This window comes from Martinezella rhizogenes (assembly GCF_000799715.1).
GTDB lineage: Bacteria > Pseudomonadota > Alphaproteobacteria > Rhizobiales > Rhizobiaceae > Rhizobium > Rhizobium rhizogenes_C.
The window spans coordinates 209,759-233,358 of record NZ_JUHG01000019.1 but is presented as its reverse complement, the minus strand read 5'-3'; the positions used below and the strand labels follow the sequence as shown (position 1 = coordinate 233,358).

General features: G+C 60.1%; 22 protein-coding genes and 2 pseudogenes. 15 read left to right on the top strand and 9 right to left on the bottom strand.

The features are described 5' to 3' along the window. The first annotated feature begins 9 nt into the window (after positions 1-9). Entirely contained in the window at positions 10-1,536 is a 1,527-nt protein-coding gene (locus EX00_RS28865) for an FGGY-family carbohydrate kinase (RefSeq protein ID WP_047465567.1), read from the top strand. Then, on the top strand, positions 1,533-3,152 hold the full coding sequence (locus tag EX00_RS28860) for a GMC family oxidoreductase (protein WP_047465564.1): 1,620 nt from the start codon (positions 1,533-1,535) through the stop codon (positions 3,150-3,152). Before EX00_RS28865 ends, EX00_RS28860 begins: the two co-directional genes overlap by 4 nt. A 395-nt stretch (positions 3,153-3,547) precedes the next feature. Here the strand turns inward: EX00_RS28860 and gcvA are convergent, their stop codons facing one another. Both gcvA and EX00_RS28850 read right to left on the bottom strand, forming a co-directional pair. Next, complete coding sequence (gcvA, locus tag EX00_RS28855) at positions 3,548-4,552, bottom strand: transcriptional regulator GcvA (RefSeq protein ID WP_052210999.1); 1,005 nt, start codon at positions 4,550-4,552, stop codon at positions 3,548-3,550. Next, positions 4,549-5,622, bottom strand: a complete 1,074-nt coding sequence (locus tag EX00_RS28850) for an LLM class flavin-dependent oxidoreductase (RefSeq protein WP_047465561.1) — start codon at positions 5,620-5,622, stop codon at positions 4,549-4,551. Before EX00_RS28850 ends, gcvA begins: the two co-directional genes overlap by 4 nt. Before the next feature lie 278 nt (positions 5,623-5,900). On the opposite strand from EX00_RS28850, the gene EX00_RS28845 reads away from it, so the two are divergent. From EX00_RS28845 to EX00_RS32320, 11 genes and pseudogenes are all read left to right on the top strand, one after another. Beyond that, positions 5,901-6,632 (top strand): SDR family NAD(P)-dependent oxidoreductase, encoded by a 732-nt coding sequence (locus EX00_RS28845; RefSeq protein WP_047465559.1) that lies wholly within the window; start codon positions 5,901-5,903, stop codon positions 6,630-6,632. Between the two features lie 32 nt (positions 6,633-6,664). Then, complete coding sequence (locus tag EX00_RS28840) at positions 6,665-7,726, top strand: LLM class flavin-dependent oxidoreductase (protein WP_047465757.1); 1,062 nt, start codon at positions 6,665-6,667, stop codon at positions 7,724-7,726. 163 nt (positions 7,727-7,889) lie between these two features. Continuing rightward, positions 7,890-9,086: a branched-chain amino acid ABC transporter substrate-binding protein gene (locus EX00_RS28835; RefSeq protein WP_234709135.1), complete on the top strand. Its 1,197-nt coding sequence runs from the start codon at positions 7,890-7,892 to the stop codon at positions 9,084-9,086. Beyond that, the gene (locus tag EX00_RS28830) at positions 9,083-10,180 is read left to right on the top strand and encodes a branched-chain amino acid ABC transporter permease (RefSeq protein WP_047465556.1); all 1,098 of its coding nucleotides are present in this window, start codon (positions 9,083-9,085) and stop codon (positions 10,178-10,180) included. Before EX00_RS28835 ends, EX00_RS28830 begins: the two co-directional genes overlap by 4 nt. 3 nt (positions 10,181-10,183) lie before the next feature. Then, positions 10,184-11,854: a branched-chain amino acid ABC transporter permease gene (locus EX00_RS28825; protein WP_047465554.1), complete on the top strand. Its 1,671-nt coding sequence runs from the start codon at positions 10,184-10,186 to the stop codon at positions 11,852-11,854. Next, positions 11,847-12,662 carry an ABC transporter ATP-binding protein gene (locus EX00_RS28820; protein ID WP_047465553.1) on the top strand — a complete coding sequence of 272 codons (816 nt, stop codon included), beginning with the start codon at positions 11,847-11,849 and terminating at the stop codon, positions 12,660-12,662. Before EX00_RS28825 ends, EX00_RS28820 begins: the two co-directional genes overlap by 8 nt. Further along, positions 12,659-13,375, top strand: coding sequence for an ABC transporter ATP-binding protein (locus EX00_RS28815; RefSeq protein ID WP_047465552.1), 717 nt, complete (start codon positions 12,659-12,661; stop codon positions 13,373-13,375). The genes EX00_RS28820 and EX00_RS28815 overlap by 4 nt, the downstream gene beginning before the upstream one ends. A gap of 2 nt (positions 13,376-13,377) precedes the next feature. Then, entirely contained in the window at positions 13,378-13,896 is a 519-nt protein-coding gene (locus EX00_RS28810; protein WP_234709134.1) for a flavin reductase family protein, read from the top strand. Positions 13,897-13,921: 25 nt separating this feature from the next. After that, a complete protein-coding gene (locus EX00_RS28805) occupies positions 13,922-14,677 on the top strand; it encodes an SDR family NAD(P)-dependent oxidoreductase (protein ID WP_047465550.1) in 756 nt (251 codons plus the stop codon). A gap of 13 nt (positions 14,678-14,690) precedes the next feature. Further along, positions 14,691-15,056 (top strand): VOC family protein, encoded by a 366-nt coding sequence (locus EX00_RS28800; RefSeq protein WP_047465548.1) that lies wholly within the window; start codon positions 14,691-14,693, stop codon positions 15,054-15,056. 125 nt (positions 15,057-15,181) lie between these two features. Beyond that, positions 15,182-15,433 (top strand): annotated as a pseudogene (locus EX00_RS32320) (IS21 family transposase); the annotation flags it as partial. Here the strand turns inward: EX00_RS32320 and EX00_RS31330 are convergent. Continuing rightward, positions 15,431-15,739 (bottom strand): annotated as a pseudogene (locus EX00_RS31330) (transposase); the annotation flags it as partial. The pseudogenes EX00_RS32320 and EX00_RS31330 overlap by 3 nt on opposite strands. Before the next feature lie 362 nt (positions 15,740-16,101). Next, positions 16,102-16,998 (bottom strand): LysR substrate-binding domain-containing protein, encoded by an 897-nt coding sequence (locus tag EX00_RS28790; RefSeq protein ID WP_052210996.1) that lies wholly within the window; start codon positions 16,996-16,998, stop codon positions 16,102-16,104. Between the two features lie 126 nt (positions 16,999-17,124). Between EX00_RS28790 and EX00_RS28785 the strand changes: the two genes are divergently transcribed. Together EX00_RS28785 and cysE are read left to right on the top strand one after the other, a co-directional pair. Continuing rightward, on the top strand, positions 17,125-18,084 hold the full coding sequence (locus EX00_RS28785) for a DMT family transporter (RefSeq protein WP_202903786.1): 960 nt from the start codon (positions 17,125-17,127) through the stop codon (positions 18,082-18,084). A gap of 60 nt (positions 18,085-18,144) precedes the next feature. Further along, the gene (gene cysE / locus EX00_RS28780; protein ID WP_080761346.1) at positions 18,145-19,014 is read left to right on the top strand and encodes a serine O-acetyltransferase; all 870 of its coding nucleotides are present in this window, start codon (positions 18,145-18,147) and stop codon (positions 19,012-19,014) included. 391 nt (positions 19,015-19,405) lie between these two features. On the opposite strand, the gene EX00_RS28775 is transcribed toward cysE, so the two are convergent. The 5 genes from EX00_RS28775 to EX00_RS28755 form a co-directional block, all read right to left on the bottom strand. Further along, positions 19,406-19,759 carry a cyclophilin-like fold protein gene (locus EX00_RS28775; RefSeq protein WP_234709133.1) on the bottom strand — a complete coding sequence of 118 codons (354 nt, stop codon included), beginning with the start codon at positions 19,757-19,759 and terminating at the stop codon, positions 19,406-19,408. Positions 19,760-19,821: 62 nt separating this feature from the next. Beyond that, positions 19,822-20,526 carry a hypothetical protein gene (locus tag EX00_RS28770; protein ID WP_052210993.1) on the bottom strand — a complete coding sequence of 235 codons (705 nt, stop codon included), beginning with the start codon at positions 20,524-20,526 and terminating at the stop codon, positions 19,822-19,824. 18 nt (positions 20,527-20,544) lie between these two features. Further along, positions 20,545-21,018, bottom strand: a complete 474-nt coding sequence (locus EX00_RS28765; RefSeq protein ID WP_047465542.1) for a hypothetical protein — start codon at positions 21,016-21,018, stop codon at positions 20,545-20,547. 215 nt (positions 21,019-21,233) lie between these two features. After that, the gene (locus EX00_RS28760) at positions 21,234-22,343 is read right to left on the bottom strand and encodes an alpha/beta hydrolase (protein WP_202903785.1); all 1,110 of its coding nucleotides are present in this window, start codon (positions 22,341-22,343) and stop codon (positions 21,234-21,236) included. A gap of 62 nt (positions 22,344-22,405) precedes the next feature. After that, the gene (locus EX00_RS28755; RefSeq protein ID WP_047465538.1) at positions 22,406-23,557 is read right to left on the bottom strand and encodes an MFS transporter; all 1,152 of its coding nucleotides are present in this window, start codon (positions 23,555-23,557) and stop codon (positions 22,406-22,408) included. Between the last annotated feature and the right edge of the window lie 43 nt (positions 23,558-23,600).

Here is a 23,600-nt window from a genome sequence, read left to right as displayed (position 1 = left end):
GGGTTCGGCATGGCAGATTATCTATTGGGGCTCGATGCCGGCAACACCGTCATCAAGGCGGTGATTTTCGATCGCGAGGGCAACGAAATCGCGGCGGCGGCGGCAGAGGGTCACAGCCGGATGCCGTGCCCCGGGCATGTCGAACGCGGACTTGACGAACTCTGGGCGAATGCCCGCAAGGTCATCCGCATCTGCATCGAACAGGCGGGAATCCGGCCCGGGGACATTGTCGCCGTTGGCTGCGCCGGTCATGGAAATGGTCTTTACGCGCTGGATCGCGACGGTCAGCCGTTGCTCGGTATTCAATCTCTGGATACGCGAGCAGCTGCTCTCGTCGAGGAATGGCAGGCGCAAGGCGTTGGCGACATCACCTATCCCATCGGTCAACAGCGGCCGTGGCCATCGCAGACGCCGACCTTGCTCGCCTGGCTGAAACGGCACCAGCCGGAGACCTTCGCCAAGATCGGCACGATTTTCCTGTGCAAGGATTTCATCGTCAACCGCTTGACCGGTGCTCGCGTCAGCGAGGTGTCCGACATGACCGGCTGCGGCTTGCTCCATGTCGCCGATCGCCGCTACGATCGAACGTTGATGGAGGCCTATGGTCTCAGCGATTGCATCGAGCTCTTGCCGCCGCTGATCGAAAGCTCCGATATCGCGGGATATGTCACGGAAGAGGCCGCCGCTCAGACCGGGCTTGACGCAGGAACGCCGGTCGTCGGCGGCCTGTTTGATGTCGTGGCCTCCGCCGTCGGCTCCGGCGTCACCCGGACGGGCGCGGCCTCGATCATCGCCGGAACCTGGAGCATTAACCAGGTTATCATCGACAAGCCGCATCTGAGCGGGCCGGTTTTCATGTCCTCCACCTTCGACCGGGAACGGTACATGGCGATCGAGTCGAGTGCCACCTCAGCGGCAAACCTCGAATGGCTGGTGCGAGAATTCTTTTCCGACGTTCCGTCAGACGGGCGCTCGCCCTTCGATCTCTGCGGCGAGCTTGCCGCTGCCATCGAGCCGGCGGCGGACGATCCGCTCTATCATCCCTTTCTCTATGGCGCCCAGCAGAATGGCAATGCGCGCGCTGGGTTCTATGGCGTTGCCGGTTGGCACACGAAGGGTCACCTCGTCCGCGCGGTTCTTGAAGGCGTTGCCTTCGGTCATCGCCAGCATATCGAGACGATGCGCAAGGCAGGGGCTTTTTTCGACGAAGCGGTTCTTTCCGGCGGTGGTTCCCGTAGCCTGATCTGGCCGCAAATATTCGCCGATGTGCTGGGACTGCCGGTGTCGATCGCACGATCACGCGAAACCGGGGCGCTCGGGGCTGCCATCACGGCAGGAACAGGCGCCGGAATCTTCAACGACTTTGCCGAGGGTGCGGCAGCGATGGTTCGAATGGAGCGAAAATACACTCCCAACCCACATCTGGAAGGTCACTATAAACGGCGTTATGGGCTCTACCGCGATATTGCCGAGGCGATGGCACCGATCTGGCGGCGCTTGGCGGCTGAACCGCGGATGTCGGGAGCAGTCGCATGAACGGATTTTCAAACGAAGACGCCGTCGATGCAGGGTCTTATGATTTCATCGTCGTCGGAGCGGGGTCGGCCGGGTGTGTGCTGGCCAATCGCCTCTCCGCAAATCCCGCCAACCGCGTGCTGTTGCTTGAGGCGGGTGGCAGCGACCGATATCACTGGGTGCATATCCCGATCGGTTACCTCTTCTGCATGGGCAATCCGCGGGTGGATTGGATGATGAAGACCGCCGCCGAGCCCGGGCTCAACGGCCGATCCCTTCCTTATCCGCGGGGAAAGCTGCTCGGTGGCTGCTCCTCGATCAACGGGATGATCTACATGCGCGGGCAAGCTGCCGACTACGATGGATGGCGGCAGGCGGGCAACGCCGGATGGGGCTGGGACGATGTGCTGCCGTATTTTCTCAAGTCGGAAGACAATTACCGAGGCAAATCGGCCATGCATGGGGAAGGCGGAGAATGGCGTGTCGAGCGACAGCGCCTCTCCTGGCCGATCCTCGATGCGTTCCGGGAGGCAGCGGCGGAACTTGGCATCCCGAAGACGGATGATTTCAACGGGGGAGACAATGAGGGTTCGGGCTATTTTGAGGTCAACCAGCGCGGCGGAGTGCGCTGGAACACCACCAAGGCCTTCCTGCGCCCGGCAATGAAAAGGCCCAATCTCAGGGTGCTGACCGGTGCGGAGACGGAAAAACTCCAGTTGGATGGCCACCGGGCCACCGGCGTTCGGTTTCGAATGAATGGCAGGCTTCATGCCGCGCGTGCCGGGCGAGACATCATTCTCTCGGCCGGGGCGATCAACTCGCCAAAGATACTGGAAATCTCGGGGATAGGCAGGCCTGGCGTATTGCAGGCCGCCGGCATCGACGTGGCTCATTCGCTGCCCGGCGTCGGCGAGAATTTGCAGGATCATCTACAGATCCGTACGGTCTTCCGTATCGAGGGCGCAAAGACGCTCAACCAGCTCTACCATAGCCTTTTTGCCCGCGCAGGCATGGGGCTTGAATACGCCCTTCGCCGCTCCGGCCCGCTCTCCATGGCGCCCAGCCAGCTCGGCATCTTTGCAAAGAGCGATCCATCCCTGGCGACGGCAGACCTTGAATATCACGTCCAGCCCCTCAGCGCCGACAGGCTGGGCGAGCCGCTGCATCGCTATCCGGCCGTGACAGTGTCCGTTTGCAACCTCCGTCCGGAGAGCAGGGGAACGGTCCATATGACTGGTCCGAACGCCTTGGCTACACCGGAGATAAAGCCGAATTATCTATCGGCGAGCCGAGATCGCATCGTTGCGGCCAGGTCGATCCGCCATGCCCGCCGCTTGATGCAGACAAGCTCGATCTCAGCCTTCGCACCAAAGGAAATGCTGCCAGGTACGGAGTTCCAGAGCGATGAAGAACTGATCCGAAGGGCTGGCGACATTGCGACGACGATTTTTCACCCTGTCGGCACTTGCAAAATGGGGAGCGACGAAAGCGCGGTTGTCGACGCTCGGCTGCGTGTACATGGCATTGGCGGACTAAGGGTCGTTGACGCTTCCATCATGCCGAATATTGTTTCGGGCAACACAAATTCGCCGGTCATCATGATCGCCGAGAAAGCCGCGGAGATGATTGTCCATTGAGGGTCAACCGCAAGAAAAAGATCTTGTCATATGCTCGAGCCGAAGACGGCACCGGGTAGCGTTGGCCGGCAGGAATGCCCCATAGAGAACAAGTACCCAAGCCGTGTAAGCACTGTTTTGCCCGGTGTGTCTCACCCCGATGGAATCGACAGTCGCATAAGCGGCGATGATCGCGCCCGTCGCCAGCGCGAACAGTATGGACGAGGTGGACGCTCGCCTTTTTCCAAGCGCAAGGCCGATGAGAATTGCACTCATTGAGGCGGCCCCGCTGATGCCCGAATATCAGCCGCCGCCTTCGGCGCGTTGGCGATCGCTGCCTTGCCTTGTCTCATATGGGTGAGGGAGATCGCGCCCTCGATCAGCATGAACAGGGTTGTGGCACGATCGGTGTGGTCTCACCCGCTTTCGATGCCCTCGGTGCGGATCCATTGACGGAACTCTGCGACGGCAGCTTTTTCCGAGAAATCCGGGCTCGTCAGGAGATGATAGCCTTCCCCGCTCTCGATCTCGATGTTGAAAGGGCGGATCAGCCGGCCGGTCTTCAGGTCGTTCTCCACAAGCATGTGGTTTGCCAGAGCGATACCCTGGCCTTGCACCGCGGCATCCAGCAACAGTCCGGCGTCGTTGAAATAGAGCGTTTCATCGAAATTGATACGGGCCACACCGGCAGCGGCGAACCACGTCGCCCAGAGGCTGGAATTCATGTTCTGCAGGAGGGTGTGGTGAGCAAGGTCGCCAGGGTTGACGATCGGATGACCCTCGCGGAGAACAGATGGGCTGCAGACCGGGAACAGCTTGTCGCGGCCGAGCCGCTCCACCCTTGCCCCCTGCCAATCGCCGTGCCCCCAGCGAATGGCAACGTCGATGTCCTGACGGTCGAAATTCACCGTGTCGTTGGAGGCAAGCAGCGTGACTTTGATCCGCGGATTGAGTTGCATGAAACGCTTCAGGCGTGGCACCAGCCAACGCGAGGCGATTGCTGGCGGCGCGTTGATGCACAATACCGTCGGCGCCATCGGATCGACGATCCGCTCGCAGGCCCGGGCGAGCAGCGCAAGCGATTCATGCACGGCGCTTGCAAGCTGGGTGCCCTCGCGTGTCAGCTCGACCCGGCGCGGCAAGCGGCGAAATAGCCGCACATCCAAAAGATCCTCGATCTGGCGAATCTGCTGGCTGACGGCCGATTGGGTTACGCAGAGCTCGTCTGCGGCGGCCGTGAAGCTGCCGTGACGCGCGGCGGCCTCGAAGACGCGAAACAGGTTGAGCGGCGGCAGTCGATTCATGCGGCGCCCCGAACCTCCGGATGGCTGGCAGTCCTGCGGTGCAGTCGGCACCAGATCATTCGTGGCGATCGCGATCGCCTCTCCCAGCACGTTGGTTCCAAAGGGGCGTTCGTTCATGCGGCATCCCTTAACGTCGTGTTGCGCAGGTCCACGAGGCCCTCGAGCTGGGGGATAACCTCGCAGCCGAAGCGCTCAATGGAGGCGAGCGTTTCCCGGCGCCCGATGCCGGCAAAGCCCATGAAGCAGGAGAGGTGTGTCGGCTTGAGAGCCTTGATTTCCCCGGCGAGCTTTTCCGCGCAATAGCTTGCCGGTCCGATGACGGCGTTGTCGAGGAAATCGTCAAGCGGTGGCTCGTCGTTGAGGGGCATCAGGCGTAGGAAGGGGCCGTCACGCTTGGGGTCGGCCGTCGAAAGCGGCACGGCCGCGCGGGCGAGATCGCGCACGCACTGGGCTGCATGGCGCGCATCGTCGCGGTCCTCGGTGACGTAGACATAACGCTGCACGGCGAGCGGCATGGTGTCGGGGTTGCCTCCGGCGTCGGCCCAGCTTGTGGCGATCCTGTCTTTGAAACTCCGCGCTGCGCTCAGGCCGCGATGACCGAAGCTCATGAACGGCGTGTGATTGCCTCGCACCATGCGCGCGATCGGATCGGGGTGGCTGGTGGCGACGAAGACGTCCGGCATGGCAAGGCCGAAGGGACGCATGGAGAGTTCGGTGCGAGGGATGGAGAAGTGCCTGCCGCTGAATTCGACGACGCCGGCGGTCAGCCCCTGTTCGAGGATCGTCCAGGCTTCCAGCATGATCGAATGCCGCTCTTGCGGCTGCACGCGAAACCGCTCGAATTCGTGCGGTTGGTAGCCGCAACCCAGTCCGAGTACGAGCCGGCCATGCGTCAGGAGGTCAGTGAAGGCGGCCTCCTGCACCAGCCGCAGCGGATCGTAGAAAGGCAGCGCGAGCACGGCGGGCGCCAGCCGGATCTGCTTGGTCTCGGCGGCGCAATGGGCAACCATGAGCATGGAGGACGGGCAGATCGAATGATTGGTGAAATGGTGCTCGGCAAACCATGCGACATCGAAGCCGAAATCCTCGGCCATTTTTACCGCGTCGACCGTCGTCTTCACCACGGAGGCCGGCGATGTGTTCCTGTCGTAAAGCCCCATCAGGTTAAAGAGGCCGAGCTTGACCATGTTTTTGTCTCTTTCCCTAGCCCCGTCCTGCGTCTCGGCGCGGACGGCATTTGATTTTCTCCGGCATTCGCCAGATAGCCCAAATGATAGGCATGGATCGATCGGCCCACAAATTAGCTTATCTAATGTGCACGACAGTACAGCTTCAGTCTGCTTTGTCATAGCGTCTGCGCTTATCGGGTCATGAGAAGAGATCGTTTGCTGATTATCCAAAGACCGGAGACAGTCCCGCATCGACATTCGAAACCGGCAAGGTGAGGCCGGCCAAGCGGGGTATCATGAAGAACCAGACCATGATTGTAACGGGTGGTGGCAGCGGGCTCGGCAAGGCCGTCTCGCTCGGGCTTGCGGCGGAAGGCGTGCGCGTCGCGATCATCGATATCGATCCGAAGGCGGCCGACGCGGTAGTTGCCGAGATTGAGGCTTCCGGCGGTGCGGCATTCGCGATCATCGGCGACATCACCACCCGCGCCAGCGCGGCCGCACTTGTCGGCGATGTCGTCGCCAGAGCGGGCCGCGTTCATGGCCTGTGCAATTGCGCCGGCGTCTATCCAAGGCGGCCGATCCTCGACATCAGCGACGAGGATTGGGATTTCAGCTTCTCGGTCAATGTGCGTGGCCTCTACGCCGTATCCGTCGCCGTCATCGCGCATATGAAGGAAAATGGCGGCGGGCGCATCGTCAATGTCGCCTCCATCGACGCCCTCAAATCCCATCCGAAAAATGCACACTACGCGGCGATGAAGGCGGCGGTGGTCAGCCTGACCAAGAGCCTCGGCGAGGCCTGCGCGCCGGACAATATCCTCATCAACGGCGTGGCACCCGCCGGCATCGCGACGGAAAAGGCGCGCGCGGCGGGCTTTCTGCCGGAGCTTGCGGCCCAGACCGCCATCGGTCGCGCCGCCGAGCCTGAAGATATCGCCGATGTCATCGTTTTCCTCCTCTCGGGGAAGAACCGGTACATGGTCGGCGAAACCGTCGCCATCAGCGGTGGCTACTTCATCGCTTGATCCATTTTCCCAATCAAAGCAGGGCACTCAACATGCATTTCGGCATTTTCAACCTCATGAGCCTTCGCGACAATCCGGGAGGGATCGGCGGCATCATCGAGGACACGCGCACCATGGTCCGGCTCGCCGAGGATATCGGCTTCGAGATTGCCTGGTTTGCGGAGCATCATTTCACCAACTATTCGATCAGCGTTTCGCCGCTGATGGTCGCCGCGCACATGGCGGGGATCACCAGCCGCATCAAGCTCGGCGCCGGTGTTGTCGTGCTGCCGCTTTACCATCCGATGCGCGTGGCGCAGGAGATTGCGCTTCTCGACCAGTTGAGCGGTGGCCGGGCCGTTCTTGGCGTCGGTACCGGATACCAGGCTTATGAATTCGAGCGCTATGGCGCAGAGGTGACGGAAAAGACTGATATCTTCCTCGAATACTGGAGTATCGTCGAGCAGGCGCTGACAGAAGGTCGCGCGGCGCTGAAGGGCCGCCACGTCAATGTGCCGGAAGCCGTCTTCACGGTAAGGCCCCAGCAACGGCCGATGCCGCCGGTCTATTGCACCTCGCCGCATCCGCCGATCCTGAAGGCGCTCGCAAAATGGGGCGGGATCCCGTTCGTCACAGCCGGCTGGCGTGGATCGCAGGCGCTCCCCGGCATTACCGAGAAAGTGCGGGAAGCCTGGGTGGCTGGTGGTCTGGATGGCCGGTCGATGCCGGTTGCCCTGCAACAATATGTTCATGTGACCGATAGCAAGGAAGAGGCACTGGAGGCGGCCGAACGTGCCCGCTGGGTGGGGAGGCTGGTGCATGGATTGCGCAGCAACGTATTGACCCTGGATGGCTCGCATGTGGTTGCCGCACCCTTTCCGGACGAGCCGCCACTTGAGGTCTTCCGCGACAATCTGCTGATCGGCGACGCCCATTATGTCGCTGAAAGGCTGATCGCCGAAATCAGGACGCTCTGGCCCAGCCATTACAATTGCTTCTTCCAGTTCGGCGACATGCCGGTCGCCCGCGCGCGTCGCTCGCTGGAGCGCTTCGGTGCCGAAGTGCTGCCGCTGGTCGAAAAGGAGCTGGGTCCGCTCGACAGGATCGGCCGATAGAAGCCGACGACAGACCGCATAGGGAAGGAAAGCGTCTCGGAAGGACAGACAGGGAATTTCAGCAGATGACGTGAACGCAACGACGCTCACGGGGACAATCGAACCAGAGGGAAACGACATGTTGAAAGAATTCGCAGCAGCGGTGTCACTTACGACACTGCTCATGACGACCATTGTATCTTCATCTTCCGCCGAAACGCTGGGACCCGTGACCGACGATATCGGCGTCGTAAAAATCGCCAAGGGCGATCCCATCCTGATCGGGGGCTACACGTCGCAATCGGGCGGCGACACCAACCAGGGTATCGACGAGTTGCGCGGAGCGGAAATCGCCATCGCGGATCAGGGCGGCAAGGTGCTGGATTTCCCGGTGAAGCTTCTCGGTGAGGATGCACAATGCACCGCCGAGGGTGGGCAGACCGCCGCCACCAAGCTTGCTGGCAATAAGCAGATCGTCGCTGTCGTCGGTCCGACCTGCTCGAGCGGCGCGCGAGCTGGCCTTCCGATCCTCGCCAATGCCGGGATCCCGAGCGTCGGTATCGGTGCCACCGCTCCCGCATTGACCGCGGCGGATCGCCCGACTGAGTTCAAGGGCTTCCTGCGCGTCGTGCCAAACGACCTTCTGAGCGCCTCCTTTACCGTCGACTACGCCGTCTCGAAGCTCGGTTTGAAGACGGTCGCCACGATCCATGACGGCAGCCCCTATACCGAACAGCTCGTGAAGGCCTTCGAAAAGGATTTTGTTGCCAAGGGCGGAACCGTCGTCGCCAGCGAAGCAATCTCGCCGACCGACTCTGACATGCGTCCAGTACTGACACGTATTTCCACCAAGAAGCCCGACCTGATCTTCACCCCGGTCTTCACCTCCAGCATCGGCTTCATTCTGCGCCAGCTCCCGGAAGTGCCGGATCTTGCCAAGACGACGGTGATCGGTGGCGAAGGTGTGTTCAGCGCCAATGTCATCGAGGCGGCGGGCAAGGATATCGTCGGCTTTCGCCTTGTGGGACCGTCGACCGAACTCTTCTCGGAACGGTTTCCGGTCTTCGTGAAGAAATTCAAGGATGAGTACGGCGAAGCGCCCACCGGCGGCTTCAGCGCCTATGGTTATGACGCAACATTGTTGACGCTGGACGCGATCAAGACGGCGGCGAAGACCGATGCCGAGGGCAATCTCTACATCGGCCGCAAGGCGCTGCTCGACGCCATGATGGCCTCGAAGAACGTACCTGGGCTGACCGGCATGCTCTCATGCAATGCCTATGGCGATTGCAGCGCTGCAACCTATGCCGTGTGGCAATTCGTCAGCGACGATGCCTCGTCCTTCGCGCCCGGCGAAAATCCCAAGCGGATGTATCCATGAACGCGCGCGCTGTTTCGGCGACGATCAGCGACGGGATATCGGAATGGCTGCGCCGATCGATCTGGGTCGATCATCTAATGCTCGCTATCCGTATCGCCGTGGCGGTGGTCGTCCTGGTGGGGCTTGCCGGCGGAGTTACCGCCGGCACCTACTCTCTCACTAATTTCGTCTCTTTCGTGGTCTTCGGGCTGACGATCGGCAGCGTCTATGCCCTGATCGCGCTTGGCTACACCATGGTCTACGGGATATTGAGGATGATCAACTTCGCGCATGGCGACGTGATGATGATTGGCTCCTTTGCTGGTCTGTTCGCGGCGCTGGCACTGGCGGATGCCGGCCTGACCAGTGCCGCTCCGCTGCTGGCGTTGCCCATCGTCCTGGCGGTCGCCATGGGAACCGGGGCGGCGGTGTCCATGACCATCGAGCGCATTGCCTACCGGCCGTTTCTGCACGTCCGCTCGCTTGCGCCGCTGATCTGCGCGATCGGCCTGTCCTTCGTGCTGCAATATGGCGCTCGCGGGTTGTTCGGCACCCGCAACCGTGCCTATCCGTCCTTCGGCTGGATGGAGGGAACGGTCAATCTTGCCGGCATCGTCATCCCCATTCCGCAGATCGTGGCCTTTGTCTTCGCGGCGATCGCGCTTGCCGGTCTGGCGGCCGTGGTTCGCCTCACTCCCCTCGGCAAGGCAATGCGTGCGGTTTCCGAAGATCGTGACGCAGCCGCCCTGGTGGGGATCGATGTCTCCCGCACCATCGTCTTCACCTTCGCCATCGGCGGTGCGATGGCCGGTGTCGCCGGCGTCCTCTACGCGCTGGTCTTCAAGCAGATCACCGTCTTCATCGGCTTCTCCCTCGGCATCAAGGGCTTTGCCGCAGCGATACTAGGCGGCATCGGCAATCTTGGCGGCGCCATGCTCGGCGGTCTGGTTCTCGGGCTTGCCGAGGCGCTCGGGCCCGCTCTCCTGCTGGAGGGATATGGCCTGCCCGCGCCTTACCAGCTCAAGGATGTGATCGGCTACGGCATGCTGGTGCTCATTCTCATCTTCAGGCCGCAGGGTCTGCTTGGCGAGCGGCTTGCCGCAAAGAGGGCCTGACTCATGTCCTTCAACGTCGTCACCTCATCCTACAGGCTTGTGCGCAAACGCCGGAGCGCGGCGCGAGAAGCCTTGCGCATCGGCGTACTCGCCGGTCTTTCTGCCGTGGCTTTTGCGCTAATCGGCGCCTATGTCCTCATGGACAAGCGCTTCATCGTCGAAGGCATGCTTACCCTCTCGCAGATCGTGCTCGCGGTCACGGCATGCGTTGCCGGCTATTGCGGCGCTAGGGCCGCGGACGAAATCGGCCTATCCAAAGCGCCCAAATTTGCTTGGGGCGCTGTCGCCGGTCTCATCGCCGCCATCTGCCTCATTCTCATGCTGGTCCTGGTCGCGACGACCAATATCCGCACGATCCTCGTGGCCGCCAGTCCGATGCTGCTCAATGCCATGAGCTTCGGTTTCGCGAGAGCGTCATGGCAGTCCTTTGCGGTCATCCTGGCGGGTTCTCTGGTCTTCGCCCTTGCCGGAGCAGGACTTGCCCAGCTGAGCATAAATCTGCGCCGCGCGATCCTGACGGGCCTCGCAACGGCGCTCATCGCCGGTCTGTTTCGCGACGTTCTTGTTGCCACGATACAAAATCTTCCGGGCGGTACCTCGCTCGCTCGCGCGGCATTCGGTTCCATGGGGCTCAATCCGCTGGCCTGTGGCATCCTCATCGCTGCGGCAGCGCTAATCTCCTGCACGAAATCCCGGCGGCCCACATCTCAGCGCAACGGACATTCGCGGCTTGGGCTTGCAGCACTTTTGGTCGCTGTTCTGCTGCTGCCGATGATCACCAGCGATTTCGTGGCGCAGATTGCCATGCTGGTCGCGCTCTACATGCTGATGGGCATGGGACTGAATGTCGAGCTCGGGCTTGCCGGCCTTGTCGATCTCGGCTTCGTCGCCTTCTTTGCGGTCGGCGCCTACACGATCGCGCTGCTCTGCTCCGATGGGCCGCTGGCGATCGCCGACATCTCCTTCTGGCTGGCCATACCGATTGCGATCGGCTTAGCCGCCACGGCCGGCTTTCTCTTCGGTCTGCCGGTGCTGCGCGTGCGCGGTGACTATCTGGCCATGGCCACCCTCGGCCTTGGTGAAATCGTCCGGGTTCTCGTCCTCTCCGACGCCCTGGCGCCGATCCTTGGCGGTTCGCAAGGCATGATCGGTATCAAGCGGCCCATGCTTGGCGACATCGTGCTGAACCAACCCACCGAGCTTTACTATCTGGCGCTGGCGCTTGCGGCCGTGGTCGCCTTCATCTCCTGGCGGCTTCAGCGCTCGCGCATCGGCAGGGCCTGGCTTGCCATACGCGAGGATGAGGATGTCGCGCAGGCGCTCGGGATCGATCCGGTCGCTTCGAAGCTGGTTGCCTATACCGTCGGCGCGGCCTTTGCCGGGGCGGCAGGCGCCGTCTTCGCGGTGCTGATTGGTTCTGTCTTCCCGTCCTCGTTTCAGCTTCTGGTGTCGATCAATGTACTGGCGATCCTCGTCATCGGTGGGCTCGGCAGCCTGCCCGGCGTTCTGGTCGGCGCGGCCGTGCTGATCGGCCTGCCGGAACTGCTGCGTGAGTTCGGCGAGTTCCGCTACCTCTTCTACGGTCTGGCGCTCGTCGTGATGATGCATGTCCGTGCCGAGGGACTGTGGCCGGTCAAGGTCGCTTCCGCCGGAAAGGGGGCCTCCCATGGTTGATACGGCAAACCTTCTGGAAGTCGATGGCCTCTACAAGAGCTTTGGCGGCCTGCATGCGGTCAACAATGTTCATCTGAGCATTGCCGCCGGTAGCATCCATGCCATCATCGGACCGAACGGCGCGGGCAAGACCTCGTTGTTCAACTGCATCACCGCCTTCGTCAAGCCTACCGCCGGAACCATCCATCTCGCCGGCGAGCGGATCGATGGCCTTCCCGCCCATCGTGTGGCGCGATACGGCATTGCCCGCACCTATCAGAACGTCCGGCTGTTTCCGGATATGACGGCGGTGGACAATGTTCTGGTCGGGCTGCATCGCCGGCTGTCATGCCCAATATGGCAGGCTGTTGTCGGCACGCCCCGGTATCGCAGGGAGGAGCGCGAGGCGAGGGAGAAGGCCCACGAAATCCTCTCCTTCACGGGCATCGAAAACAGGGCGAACGAGCTTGCCCGGCATCTCTCCTATGGCGACCAGCGGCGGCTGGAAATTGCCCGGGCCATCGTTGCCGGTCCGCGTCTTCTGATGCTCGATGAGCCGGCGGCGGGCATGAACCCGGCGGAAGGTGTCGCACTCGTGGAGCTTATCGAACGGATCCGAAGCCGGCTCGGTATCACCGTCATCCTGATCGAGCATCACATGAAGGTGGTGATGGCGGTTGCCGAACGCATCACCGTCATCGATCGCGGCACAGTCCTGACGGAAGGGACGCCATCGGAAATCCAGGCCGACGAGCGGGTAATCGCCGCCTATCTCGGCAGTCGCCGTGTCCGGGCACCGCAAGCGGACAGGAAGGTGGCCGTCGAATGAAATCCCTCGAAGTCAGAAACCTTACCGTCGCCTATGGTGAGATCGCCGCGGTGCGCGACGCGAGCTTCCGGGTCGCATCCGGTACCATCGCCACCATCGTCGGCGCGAACGGCGCCGGCAAGACCACGATCCTCAATGCGCTTTGCGGCTTGCGGGACGTGCGATCCGGCGCCGTATTCCTCGAGGGGGAGGACATCACGGCGCTCCCGCCACATTTGCGGGTGCGCGAAGGTCTTGCGCAGGTCCCGGAAGGGCGGCGCCTGTTTGGGCGAATGACGGTGTTTGAAAACCTCGAGATCGGTGGCTTCGCGCGCAAGGACAAGACGGGGCGCAAGCAGGATCTGGACGAGATATTCGAGCTTTTCCCGCGCCTTGCCGAGCGGCGGCGCCAGCTTGCCGGCACGCTGTCGGGCGGGGAGCAGCAGATGGTCGCGATGGGACGCGCCATGATGACCAAGCCCGGCGTGCTGCTGCTGGACGAGCCGACGATGGGCCTTGCGCCGCAGATCGTCGATACCGTTCTGGATGCGGTGCAGAGCATCAATCGGCAGGGTGTGACGGTGCTGCTGGTGGAGCAGAATGCCTACCGCGCGCTCGAGATTGCCGATCATGCCTTCGTGTTGGATACCGGCGAGGTCACGCTTTCCGGCTCGGGTGAGGATTTGCTCAACCATCCCCGCGTGCGCAGTGCCTATCTGGGAGAGGAGAAATGAACATGTCATTCGGATCGGTGGCAAATACCTGTATCGACCCGCCCGTGGCCGCGGACGATTTTCGTGCTGCCATGCGCGAATTCGCCGCCGGCGTCACTGTCGTCACCACGCTCTCGAAGGACGGAAAGCGTGGTTTGACGGCGACCGCCGTCTGTTCACTTTCCGCCGAACCCTCGACGCTGCTTGCCTGCATCAACCGCAGTTCCGACGGGTACACGGCGATCTGCGAGAGCGGCTTCTTCTGCGTCAATGTGCTGGCGGCCGAACAGAGCGAGGTCGCCAGCCGCTTTGCCGGGCGCGACGGCATTCGTGGCGAAAGACGCTTCGATCTCGGCGATTGGCAGAATATGCGGACCGGCGCGCCGGTGCTTGCCGATGCGCTTGCAGTCTTCGATTGCCGCACGGCCGGAACCCTCGATTGGGGAAGCCACACCATTTTCATCGGCTCGGTGGTTGCCGCTCGCGTACAGCCCGGCCGCCCCGGACTGGTCTATCGCGCCGGCAGTTTTTACGGCGCATGATCAATTGAATAGGGAGCAAGACTTCATGACGCGTCTGGATGGGAAAGTGGCAATCATCACTGGCGCCGGATCCGGCATCGGCCGGGCGATGGCGCGGGCCTTCGTGACGGCCGGCGCCCGGGTCTTCGCCGCCGACCTCAGTGCCGAAAGGCTGGAGGAGACGGCGGCGATCATCGGCGCACCCGACAGCTTTGCAACCCATGTTGCGGATGTCAGTAAACCGGAACCAATCGCCGGTATGCTGGCGGCGGTGGAAGCTCGTTTCGGTCCGCCGGCGGTAATCTGCAACAATGCCGGTGTACTCGACCGTATGGCGCCCGTCGACGAGACCGACGATGCACTTTGGCAGCATGTGCTTGATGTCAATCTCACCGGCCCGTTCCTGGTTACCCGTGCCGCGCTGCCTGGCATGTTACAACGCGGCGCCGGCGTTTTCGTCAACACCTGCTCCATCGCAAGTTTCCAAGGGGGCAGGGCGGGATTTGCCTATACGGCCACGAAGCACGGTGTTCTTGGTCTTACCCGTTCGGTGGCGGCGGCCTATGGTGATCGCGGCATACGCTGCAACGGCATTGCACCGGGATCGGTGAAGACCAATATTGCATCAGGCAGCGAGCCGTCTCCATCGGGATGGGAGCTGAGAACGAAGGGTTTGCCGACCCGACCACCGCAGGCGACGGGGGACGACATCGCGCCCGTTGCCGTGTTTCTGGCCTCGGAGGGTGCCGCCTATATCAACGGAGCCTGTATCGTCGCGGATGCCGGCTGGACAGTCTACTGAAGCGGGAGGGACGATGCCTGTAAAGCGTCTGCAGAATACGTGGCTGGTGGCAGGGGATATCGCGGCGACCAGGGATTTCTACGAGTACCAGTTGGGGCTGGAGGTAAAATTCGCCGACGGTAGTCGCTGGGTGCAGTTTACCGCCGGCGGCACGAACTTTGCCATTGGGGCGATCGAGGAATATCCCGCTGGACCGCAGGACAGTCCGTTGGGCGCAATTCCGGTCTTCGAGATCGATGACATGGATGATCGAAGGCAAAAGCTCGCCGCAAGCGGCGTGGAGGTGTTGGAATTCCGCGATATGGGATCGCATGGTCGCGTACTGACCCTTCGCGACCCTGGCGGCCATCTTGTTCAACTGTTCGAGCGGGCGCTGTAGTCCGCTTTTGGTGCTGTGTTTCGGCGTGGAATTTTGACCCCACTGGCGGGGTGACCGGCGTCCAATTTTGCCCCCCCTCCTGTTTCGTCTGACCATCCGTCTTTTGATGGCGGACGGAGGGGGAGTTGACGCGAGTGGATACGATTGCGCGTGTTCGTCGAGCCTTCCATGTGCAGGGCTGGTCGGTGAAGAAGATCGTCTGGGAGCTGCATGTGTCCCGCAATACGGTCCGCAAGATATTGCGCTCTGATGAGACCGACTTCTCTTATGAGCGAGAACGGCAACCATTGCCGAAGACCGGCGCCTGGAAAGCCGAGATCGAACGCTTTCTGTCGGCCAACGAAGGCAAGCCTTCTCGGGAGCGGCTGACGCTGATCGGGAACGCCGAGATCCAGTCCCATCAGCCGCAGCACGGACGTCAGAAAGCCCTCCGCCTGGCGCAGCCGCAAGCCGAATACGAGCCCCAGGGTCAGGGCGGTCTCAATCGCCAGATCGGAATAACGCGACGGGCCTCCTCTTGTCTTGCGTCGTGGCGCTGCCCAACCATCAACAGCCTCCGACGTCACCCAAAGGGTCAGACTGCCACGTTGGCGCAGACCCGCATCATACTCGGCCCAGTTCGTCACCTTGAACTTCATTTTGCCGATGTGATGACGGCGAGCAGCGTTATGTTTGTGTGGCATGGATGATCAATCAAGCTGTTTTCGATCGAAGCTACATAGGCGGGAACTATTGAAATTTGATCCGTGCACCAGCGCCCTCTAGGAGCAATGGCGGGAATTATGATTGGAGGCGTGGGCGTTGCTGCGATGGGCAACGCAATCGGCATTCCCGCAACTCTCATCACGGCAATAATCGGTGGCGCGATTGGGAACCGATATCGGATATCTCGTGATAGACCGCTTTATCCTGCCGAATCATGAAGGAATGGCGGGAGACAAATGCTTATCTGCCCCGGGCCGATCTGCAGGTAATGCTACGACATGCGGCGCTTATGATCCGGAACGCCACACCGACCGGCCCGGATGCCGAAACGGAGGATGCATTACTTTCCCTCGCGAAGAGCCATGAGCCATTCGACAAGCGTTCGGCTCCTCCTTTGCTGGTCTACATCAACACTTTGAACGAGATGATAGCCAAAGCCGGTCTCCAACTGCTGTTCAAATGGAGCAACTAGTTTCTTGCTAAGAAGCGCATCCATGATCAGAGGCACGCTTGCCAAAACGATGCCAGCTCCCTGTTCCGCAGCCTGTAGTGCCAAATGCGAATGGTTGAAATGCAGTCCATGCACATGCTGTGAGTTGTTGATGAGAGGCATCTCAATGCCAGCAAACGCTAACCAGTCTTCCCAGGTCGTTCCCAGGTTATCGTCGTGAAGCAAACTGTTGCCACGTAGTGTTTCCACCGGATCGTCACGAAGAAGCTCGGGACTACACACCGGCACTATAGCCTCCGGGAGGATGAGATTGCTTATGAAATTCGGCCAATCGCCGCGACCATACAAGATGGCAATATCGGCATCGCTAGAGTGATATCCCTCTGTATATTCTCGAGTCAGGATCCTAACTGACAGGTTTGGATGGTTCGCCTGAAAGCCGGGAAGCCGGTTAACAAGCCATCGGCTTGCGAGCGAATCTGTGGTCTGGATACGAAGCAGCTTTTGTTTTCCTGCTTGCTCCATGGCCTCGAGCGTAATGCTTTCGAGGCTGTTGAGTATCGCCAACACTTTCTCGAGGTAGGCAGCTCCCTCTTCGGTTATCCGAACAGATCGCACGTCTCTTCGGAACAGAGCAAATCCCAGCCAGTCTTCCAGGCCACGAATTTGGTGACTGATCGCCGACGGTGTGACGTGCAGTTTCTCGGCAGCGGCAGTGAATGTCCGCTCTTGGGCTATCGCCGCAGCGGTAGCAAGGGATGCCAGAGGAGGTAATTTACGTTTCACAATCCCCGCCGTTCATCTGTGAGCTTCAATTCAATATAGCCGTATAATTTTTCGTTTGTGAATCAGTACGGAAAAGAGAACTTTGTTCTAATTGCAGCTTAAAAATAGAAAGAGAGGCCGGTCGCGTTGGTTGAGATCAGCAAGTCCCTGCCTGTCTCGGGTCGAGCGGACCAGCCCGTGCTTGCAGTTTTGGTGATTGTTATCACTGTCTTTGCTATGGCCTTTGCCGATGCGATTGTGAAATCCGTCAGTTCGCAGATGCCACTATGGCAGGTGTTTGTCGTGCGCTCGCTGATTGCGATTCCAATGATTAGTGGGGTGGCCTTTGCGGGGCCACTTCATGACATTCGCCCGATCTCCTTTGGATGGACGATGTTGCGTAGCCTGCTGCTGGTCCTGATGTACATCGCGATCTATGCTGGTGTACCTGTCCTCAGTCTCTCTACAATCGCGGCCTCGCTTTACACCGGACCGCTGTTCATCACCTTGTTTTCGGCAGTTCTGATTGGTGAGTCGGTGGGCCGAGGCCGCTGGATTGCAATAATTCTGGGTTTTGTCGGTGTACTCTTCATCATTCGACCAGGTGGTGATGCGTTCTCACCGGCGGCAATGATCCCAGTGGCGGCAGCGATCTTTTACGCTCTGGCCGCGGTTATAACGCGTTCGAAGTGTGCCAACGAGCGACCGATCGTTCTTGCTTTGGCTCTGAACTATGCGCTTCTGATCGTCGGTGGGGCAGCGACGGCGGGGCTCCTGCTTTTGAATTTATCGCCAGCGTCACAATCGCTCTACCGGTTTCTGATTGGCAACTGGATTTCGATGGGACCACGAGAATGGGGCGTTACCAGCTTACTTGCGCTTCTGATCGTGGGAATCGGGATCGGGCTGGCGAAAGCATACCAGTCTGGGCCGCCGGCGACGATAGCAGCGTTCGACTACTCCTATCTCATATTCGCGGCATTCTGGAGCTTTGTGTTTTTTGCAGACTTGCCTGACACGTTCACGATCGTCGGGATAGCCTTGATCATGTGCTCCGGCCTCTTAGTGCTCAATCCTACAATATTCGAAAGGCGTTCCAGACACTGATCAGGTTGGGTTGCCTGTCCCCTTTCTTGCGAGTTGGACTTCTGGAGAAGGATTATCGCAATGGCGCCCCCCAAACCATCGACAATCAGTCTGCCCCATCAAGGAGAATATTTGCGTTCAACAAATATTGGGATCGATTCCAATTGGGCTGACATCCAGCGGTCCGCGGCTGCATGGGCCGCTGCCGAACCCACTCTTGCCCGCACATTGCACCGTACAGTGCTGGAGGCGGATAGCTTCCGTTCCGCATTGTCGATCCGGCTTTCTTCGATTTTTGCGAGTGACGACCTTCAATTTGCTGCCTTCCGTGATTTGGTATCGACCATTCTTGTGAATCATGAAGAGATCGAAATAGCTGCCTGTGCTGACCTCGTAGCGATACGTGCCAACGACCCCGCGACCAAGGACCTGCTGACACCATTCTTGTTTCTGAAAGGGTTTGCCGCTCTATCGCTTCATCGTGTTGCGCACCAGCTTTGGCTTGACGGCCGTCATCCAATCGCCTCGGCATTACAACAACGTATGTCGGTCACAGTTGGGGTTGACATCCATCCGGGCGCTTTGTTTGGGAAAGGAATACTTCTAGATCACGCCACCGGCATTGTGGTCGGAGAAACTGCGGTCGTTGGCGATGATGTGACTCTGTTTCACAATGTCACTCTTGGAGGAACAGGCAAGCAGCGAGGTGACAGGCACCCAAAGGTAGGCCGCGGGACGTTCGTCGGCGCAGGCGCCAAAATACTCGGGAATGTTAAAATTGGGGATTGGGCTCGCATAGGTGCTGGAAGCGTTGTGCTCGACGATGTTCCGCCGTTTTCACTTGCGGTAGGCGCTCCAGCTCGTATCTCGCCCGTAGCATTCGATAAAGATTGGCCGGATGCTCGCGCATTTGCTGCGGCAGAAGCATTGGACCTTGTTCTTACGCCTTAGAGGAGCCTTTCAACATCTCCTGCGGCCAGCGTCTCCAACGCGGTTCAGATTTTACAGATAAAATGATTTGGTCGCTTGTTCACTCCCAGTGGCAGGCGGCCCCTTCTTGTTCGGGCGTAAATTGTTATGCGCTGAATGGTAAGACGCATTCTGGAATCCGGCCGAAAAGTTCCATAATTCTGCATATCGCTTTCCGGCGCCTTAAGTAGTTGTTATAATTAAAAAATATAAAGATATTTTACTGCCTCTTAGGAGGCCGCGGGTTCTATACCCTTCAAGAGCAGCAACTCGCTCTTGAGTTCGCGAGCAATTGATGTCAGCGTGAGCGCCGGAGACAGGGCGATAAAACAAGCATTGGAGGCCCAATCGCAGCCATACCTCCGGGGATTGGTCAGCGAGCCTTTCCGACTTTGATAGTGACGTTACCGGGCCGGTCGAAGATCGAGACATCGCCTTGGACCTGACCCAAGATCACGATCCCCGGCTGCGGCACGCGGCCGTCACGGTAATAGATGACGAAGTCGCCCGAGCTCCACAGGCCAAGCGTACCGGCAGAGAATTCGAGCTGACGAGGAGCGGTCGGCAACGCGGCCGGCAGATCGCCTGTCTTTTCCTGACGAAGATGATCATCCATTTCGATCGTCAACGGCAGCATCCCGGCAAGGGCGCGAGCGGCTGCGTTGTCAGCCAGTTCGGCGGTGACATTACCCCAGCCGGACGAAATCAGAATGCGGTCCTGCGCCAAGGCGGATCCTCCAAGGTTAAGCGTTAGAATAGCTGCGATAAAGGTTGCGTCATGAATCCGCTTCATGTTTGACCTTTCGTTGTGGGCGTACGAAACTTATCGACCGATCTCAGAGAGACCATGGCGTAGTGGGAAAGCACTGTCCCGCCCGCCATTACAGCTGCCCAGTGCGCGAAAAACGGCGACACCGCCTTGGTAAAGTCCCAGAATTCCAGGCTGTACCCGAACATCAGCCTGGTCGATACGCCAAGAACAGCAAAGCTCCAGGCGCCAAAGCCAAGGAGCAACCCGGCAATCAGCCGTAATACCACGGTTCCGATCACTGACGGAGAGAGCCCGAAGACGTTCGCTGCCACCGTCATCACACGCGTCCAGTGGGTGCCGGCATGAACGGCAATGATGATTGCGACCCAGTACGCCGAGAACCAGTGGAGTTCGATGATGCTGACATTGTCGGTGAACTGGGCGAAGTTCAGGACCGAGCGTGAGATCAACACGCTGGTCACGACCAGCACCGCCATGGTTATCCCAAGCCAGGCATGTGTCACGAGGACCAGCCATCGGTGGGCATCGTAACGGCCGCCGCGGCCGCGGAGCTTCAGGAACCAGCGCCTGTTCATGATCAGGTGCCAAGCGAGGAGCCCGAACATCGCTGTGCCAAAGATTTCATGCGGAGCGTTGTCTAGCCACCAGTAGGCGAGGGCCAAAATGATCAAGCCCGCCATGCCGGCAGGAAGAAGCAGACGATCCCTAGCTAACCTGAGCATTGCAGTTCCTCATCTCCCTCACAGCGGATCATCATCGGAAATAGCGCCGCTCAGGGTGAACATGAACTGCTCGGACTGACGCGATCGGTGGCAGGAGTAGCAACGGGCGACATTCTCATCCGCCTTGACTGTACGGTCCGGCCAGAACCACTGGTATTCCCATTGATCCGCGCCGGCTCCAACCTTCTGTGCCACGAGGTAGCGCGTCAGGACGTCGCTTTGATAATCGACGAGAACCATATGCGTGCCTGTCGGAACAGGTTGACCGGCTTTAAGCGCCGAGAGAGCGGCCGGGCTTGTCAGCATATGCTCGCGCGTGATCCCGCGTCGAACCGTGGTGTAATGCTCGAGCTGTTCGAGCGGTGGAAACGTCACCGAGTTGGATGCCGCAAGTGCTAAGGTCGGTGACAGCTCGGTCTCAACGACAAAAAAGCCCGTCAGGACGAGTGCGAGGGGCGCGACCACCAAGCCGGACCAGCGAAACAGTCTCATAGGCTTCACCCTTTGAATAGATCGTGAAAGGGCATCACGCCCGTTTGCTCGGTCCGCCGTCCATAAGAGAGGCCGATTTGGCTTTGCCGCTAAACAGACCGCTGGACTTGGGATGGGCTCGTCCCGCGCGTCTCGGCTGAATGTCGGACACACATCAGCCGAGACGAGGTGGGGATGAAGCCGAGAAGCCTCGGTTGACGTTCGGCCTCTTGGCTTTAGACGAGGTGCTGGTCGAAGAAACTCTTCAGCTTGTCGAAGGGGATGAGATCGACGCGGTCATAAAGATCAACATGGCCGGCACCCTTGACCCAGACGAGTTCTTTCGGCTCCGAGGCCCGATTATAGGCGTCCTGGCTGAATTCCCTCGAGTGGGCCTGGTCGCCCGAGATGAACAGCATCGGTCGCGGGGAGATGGTCTCGATGTCGTTGAACGGATAGAAATTCATGAACTTGACGCTGCTGGTCAGCGTCGGCTTTGTCGTCGTCCGCCTGGTAACGCCCGCGGGTGTGAATTCCCCACGCGGCGTCCGGTAGAAGTCGTAGAACTCGCGCTGGATGGGATCAGTGTCGGCTGTCAGTTCAAGCGTGGTGCCGCCGATATACTGGATATCCGCGCCGCCGGCCTCTGCCCAGCGCTGTTCGGCAGCTGTCGCGATGAACTGCTTGCGTTGTTCGACGCTTTGGGAGTGGTTGAGCGCGTTGCGGAACGCCGAACCCATATCGTACATGCTGACCGTGGCGACTGCCTTGATGCGCGGGTCGATCTTGGCGGCGCTGATGACGAAGCTACCGCTACCGCAGACACCGATCGCGCCGATGTTCTGGCGATCGACGAAAGAACTTGAGCCGAGGAAATCGACGCCGGCGCTGAAGGCCTCGGCATAGGCTTCGGGTGAAACAAGATTTCGGGATTGCCCTTCGCTTTCTCCCCAGAACGGAAGATCGATGGACATGGCGACAAAGCCCTGTTCCGCCATTTTGGTGGCATAGAGGTTTGCACTTTGCTCCTTCACCGCACCCATCGGGTGACCGACGACAATAGCCGGGGTCTTTCTTGTCCTGTCGAGATCCTTTGGGAGGTAGAGGTTGCCGGCGACAGATGTTTGGTACTGGGTCTTGAAGGTGACTTTGTGCAGGGTCACCTTGTCACTCGTATAGAAGTTCGCTGCCCCGTTGGACATGTCTTGAGCCTTTACAATGGTGGCATCGAAAATGGACATCGCTCCGAGCGCCGCTACGCCGGCACCTGTCATCTTGAGCAGATTTCGACGATCGATGCCGGTGTTCGAGGTGTGTGTGTCGTCTGGGGTCTTTGTGTCGGTCATTTGCATGTCTCCTGAGAAGGCGCTGCGATGAAATATGATTTGGATGGAACGTTTGCTGGTGTTCAGCTGCGTGTTGACCGCCATGCCGCGCCGGCGAGAAGGGCTGAACCAGCGAGCAGGACAGCGGCGAATAGGAAAGTGGTCCACCAGCCCGCACCATCGAACAGGACGCCACCGAGAGAAGCACCCAGTGTGATGGCGAGTTGGATCGTTGCCACCTGAAGTCCGCCTCCCGCCTCAGCATCGTCAGGCATGGTTCGGCTTAGCCACGTGCCCCAGCCGACCGGGGCGGCCGTGCCGAACAGACCCCAGCCGATAAGAAGGATGGCAGTGAGGGTCGAAGACGATCCGAACGCGATCAGGCCCAACGCGATCATGGCCATGATCAGTGGAATTCCTGCGAGGATGCTGAACAGGCGCTTCCGAAGCAGATGGCTGACAAGGTATGTCCCTGCGACACCTGCCAGGCCCATCAACAAGAGCAGCAGGGAGAGCTTCGATATCGAAACCGCCGTCACTGTTTCCAGAAATGGTCGCAGATAGGTAAACAACGCGAACTGGCCCATAAAGAGGAGCATGATCGAGGCCATGCCGATCGCGACCTGCGGGCGCAGAAGCAGCCGGAAGACATTGGGCGATCCTTCGTCGCGACGCGGCGATAGAGACGGCAGGCTGATCCACTGCCAGACGAGCGCCAGAAGGGCGAGCGGAACGACGGCAAAGAAGGCGCCTCGCCATCCGATGTAGCTACCGAGCAGACTTCCCAGCGGCGCTGAGATGGTCGCCGCGATAGCATTGCCCGCGTTCAGCATTGCCAGACCCTTGGGTACAGAGTCCTCGGGAACCAGGCGCATGACGATCGAGGTCGACATGGACCAGAAGCCGCCGATGGCGATGCCCAGCATGGCGCGCCCGATCATCAGCACGATATAGTTCGGCGCGAATGTGACGATCGTTCCGGAGACCACGAGGATCAATGAGAAGGACGCGAGTACCAACCGCCGGTCCAGCTGCCGTGTCAGTCCGGCCACGAAGAGGCTTGTGAGGACGGCAAAGATACCAGAGATGGAGATCGCCTGTCCCGCTCGCCCTTCGGAAACGCCCAGTTCGGTGGCGATCGGCGACAAAAGGCTGACCGGCATGAACTCCGATGCGATCAGGACAGCAACGCACAAGGCCATCGAGACGACCGCGCCCCAGGCTGCGTTCGGCATAGCCGACCCGTTGACTGCCACCGGGTTTGGTTTCGTTTCGTCA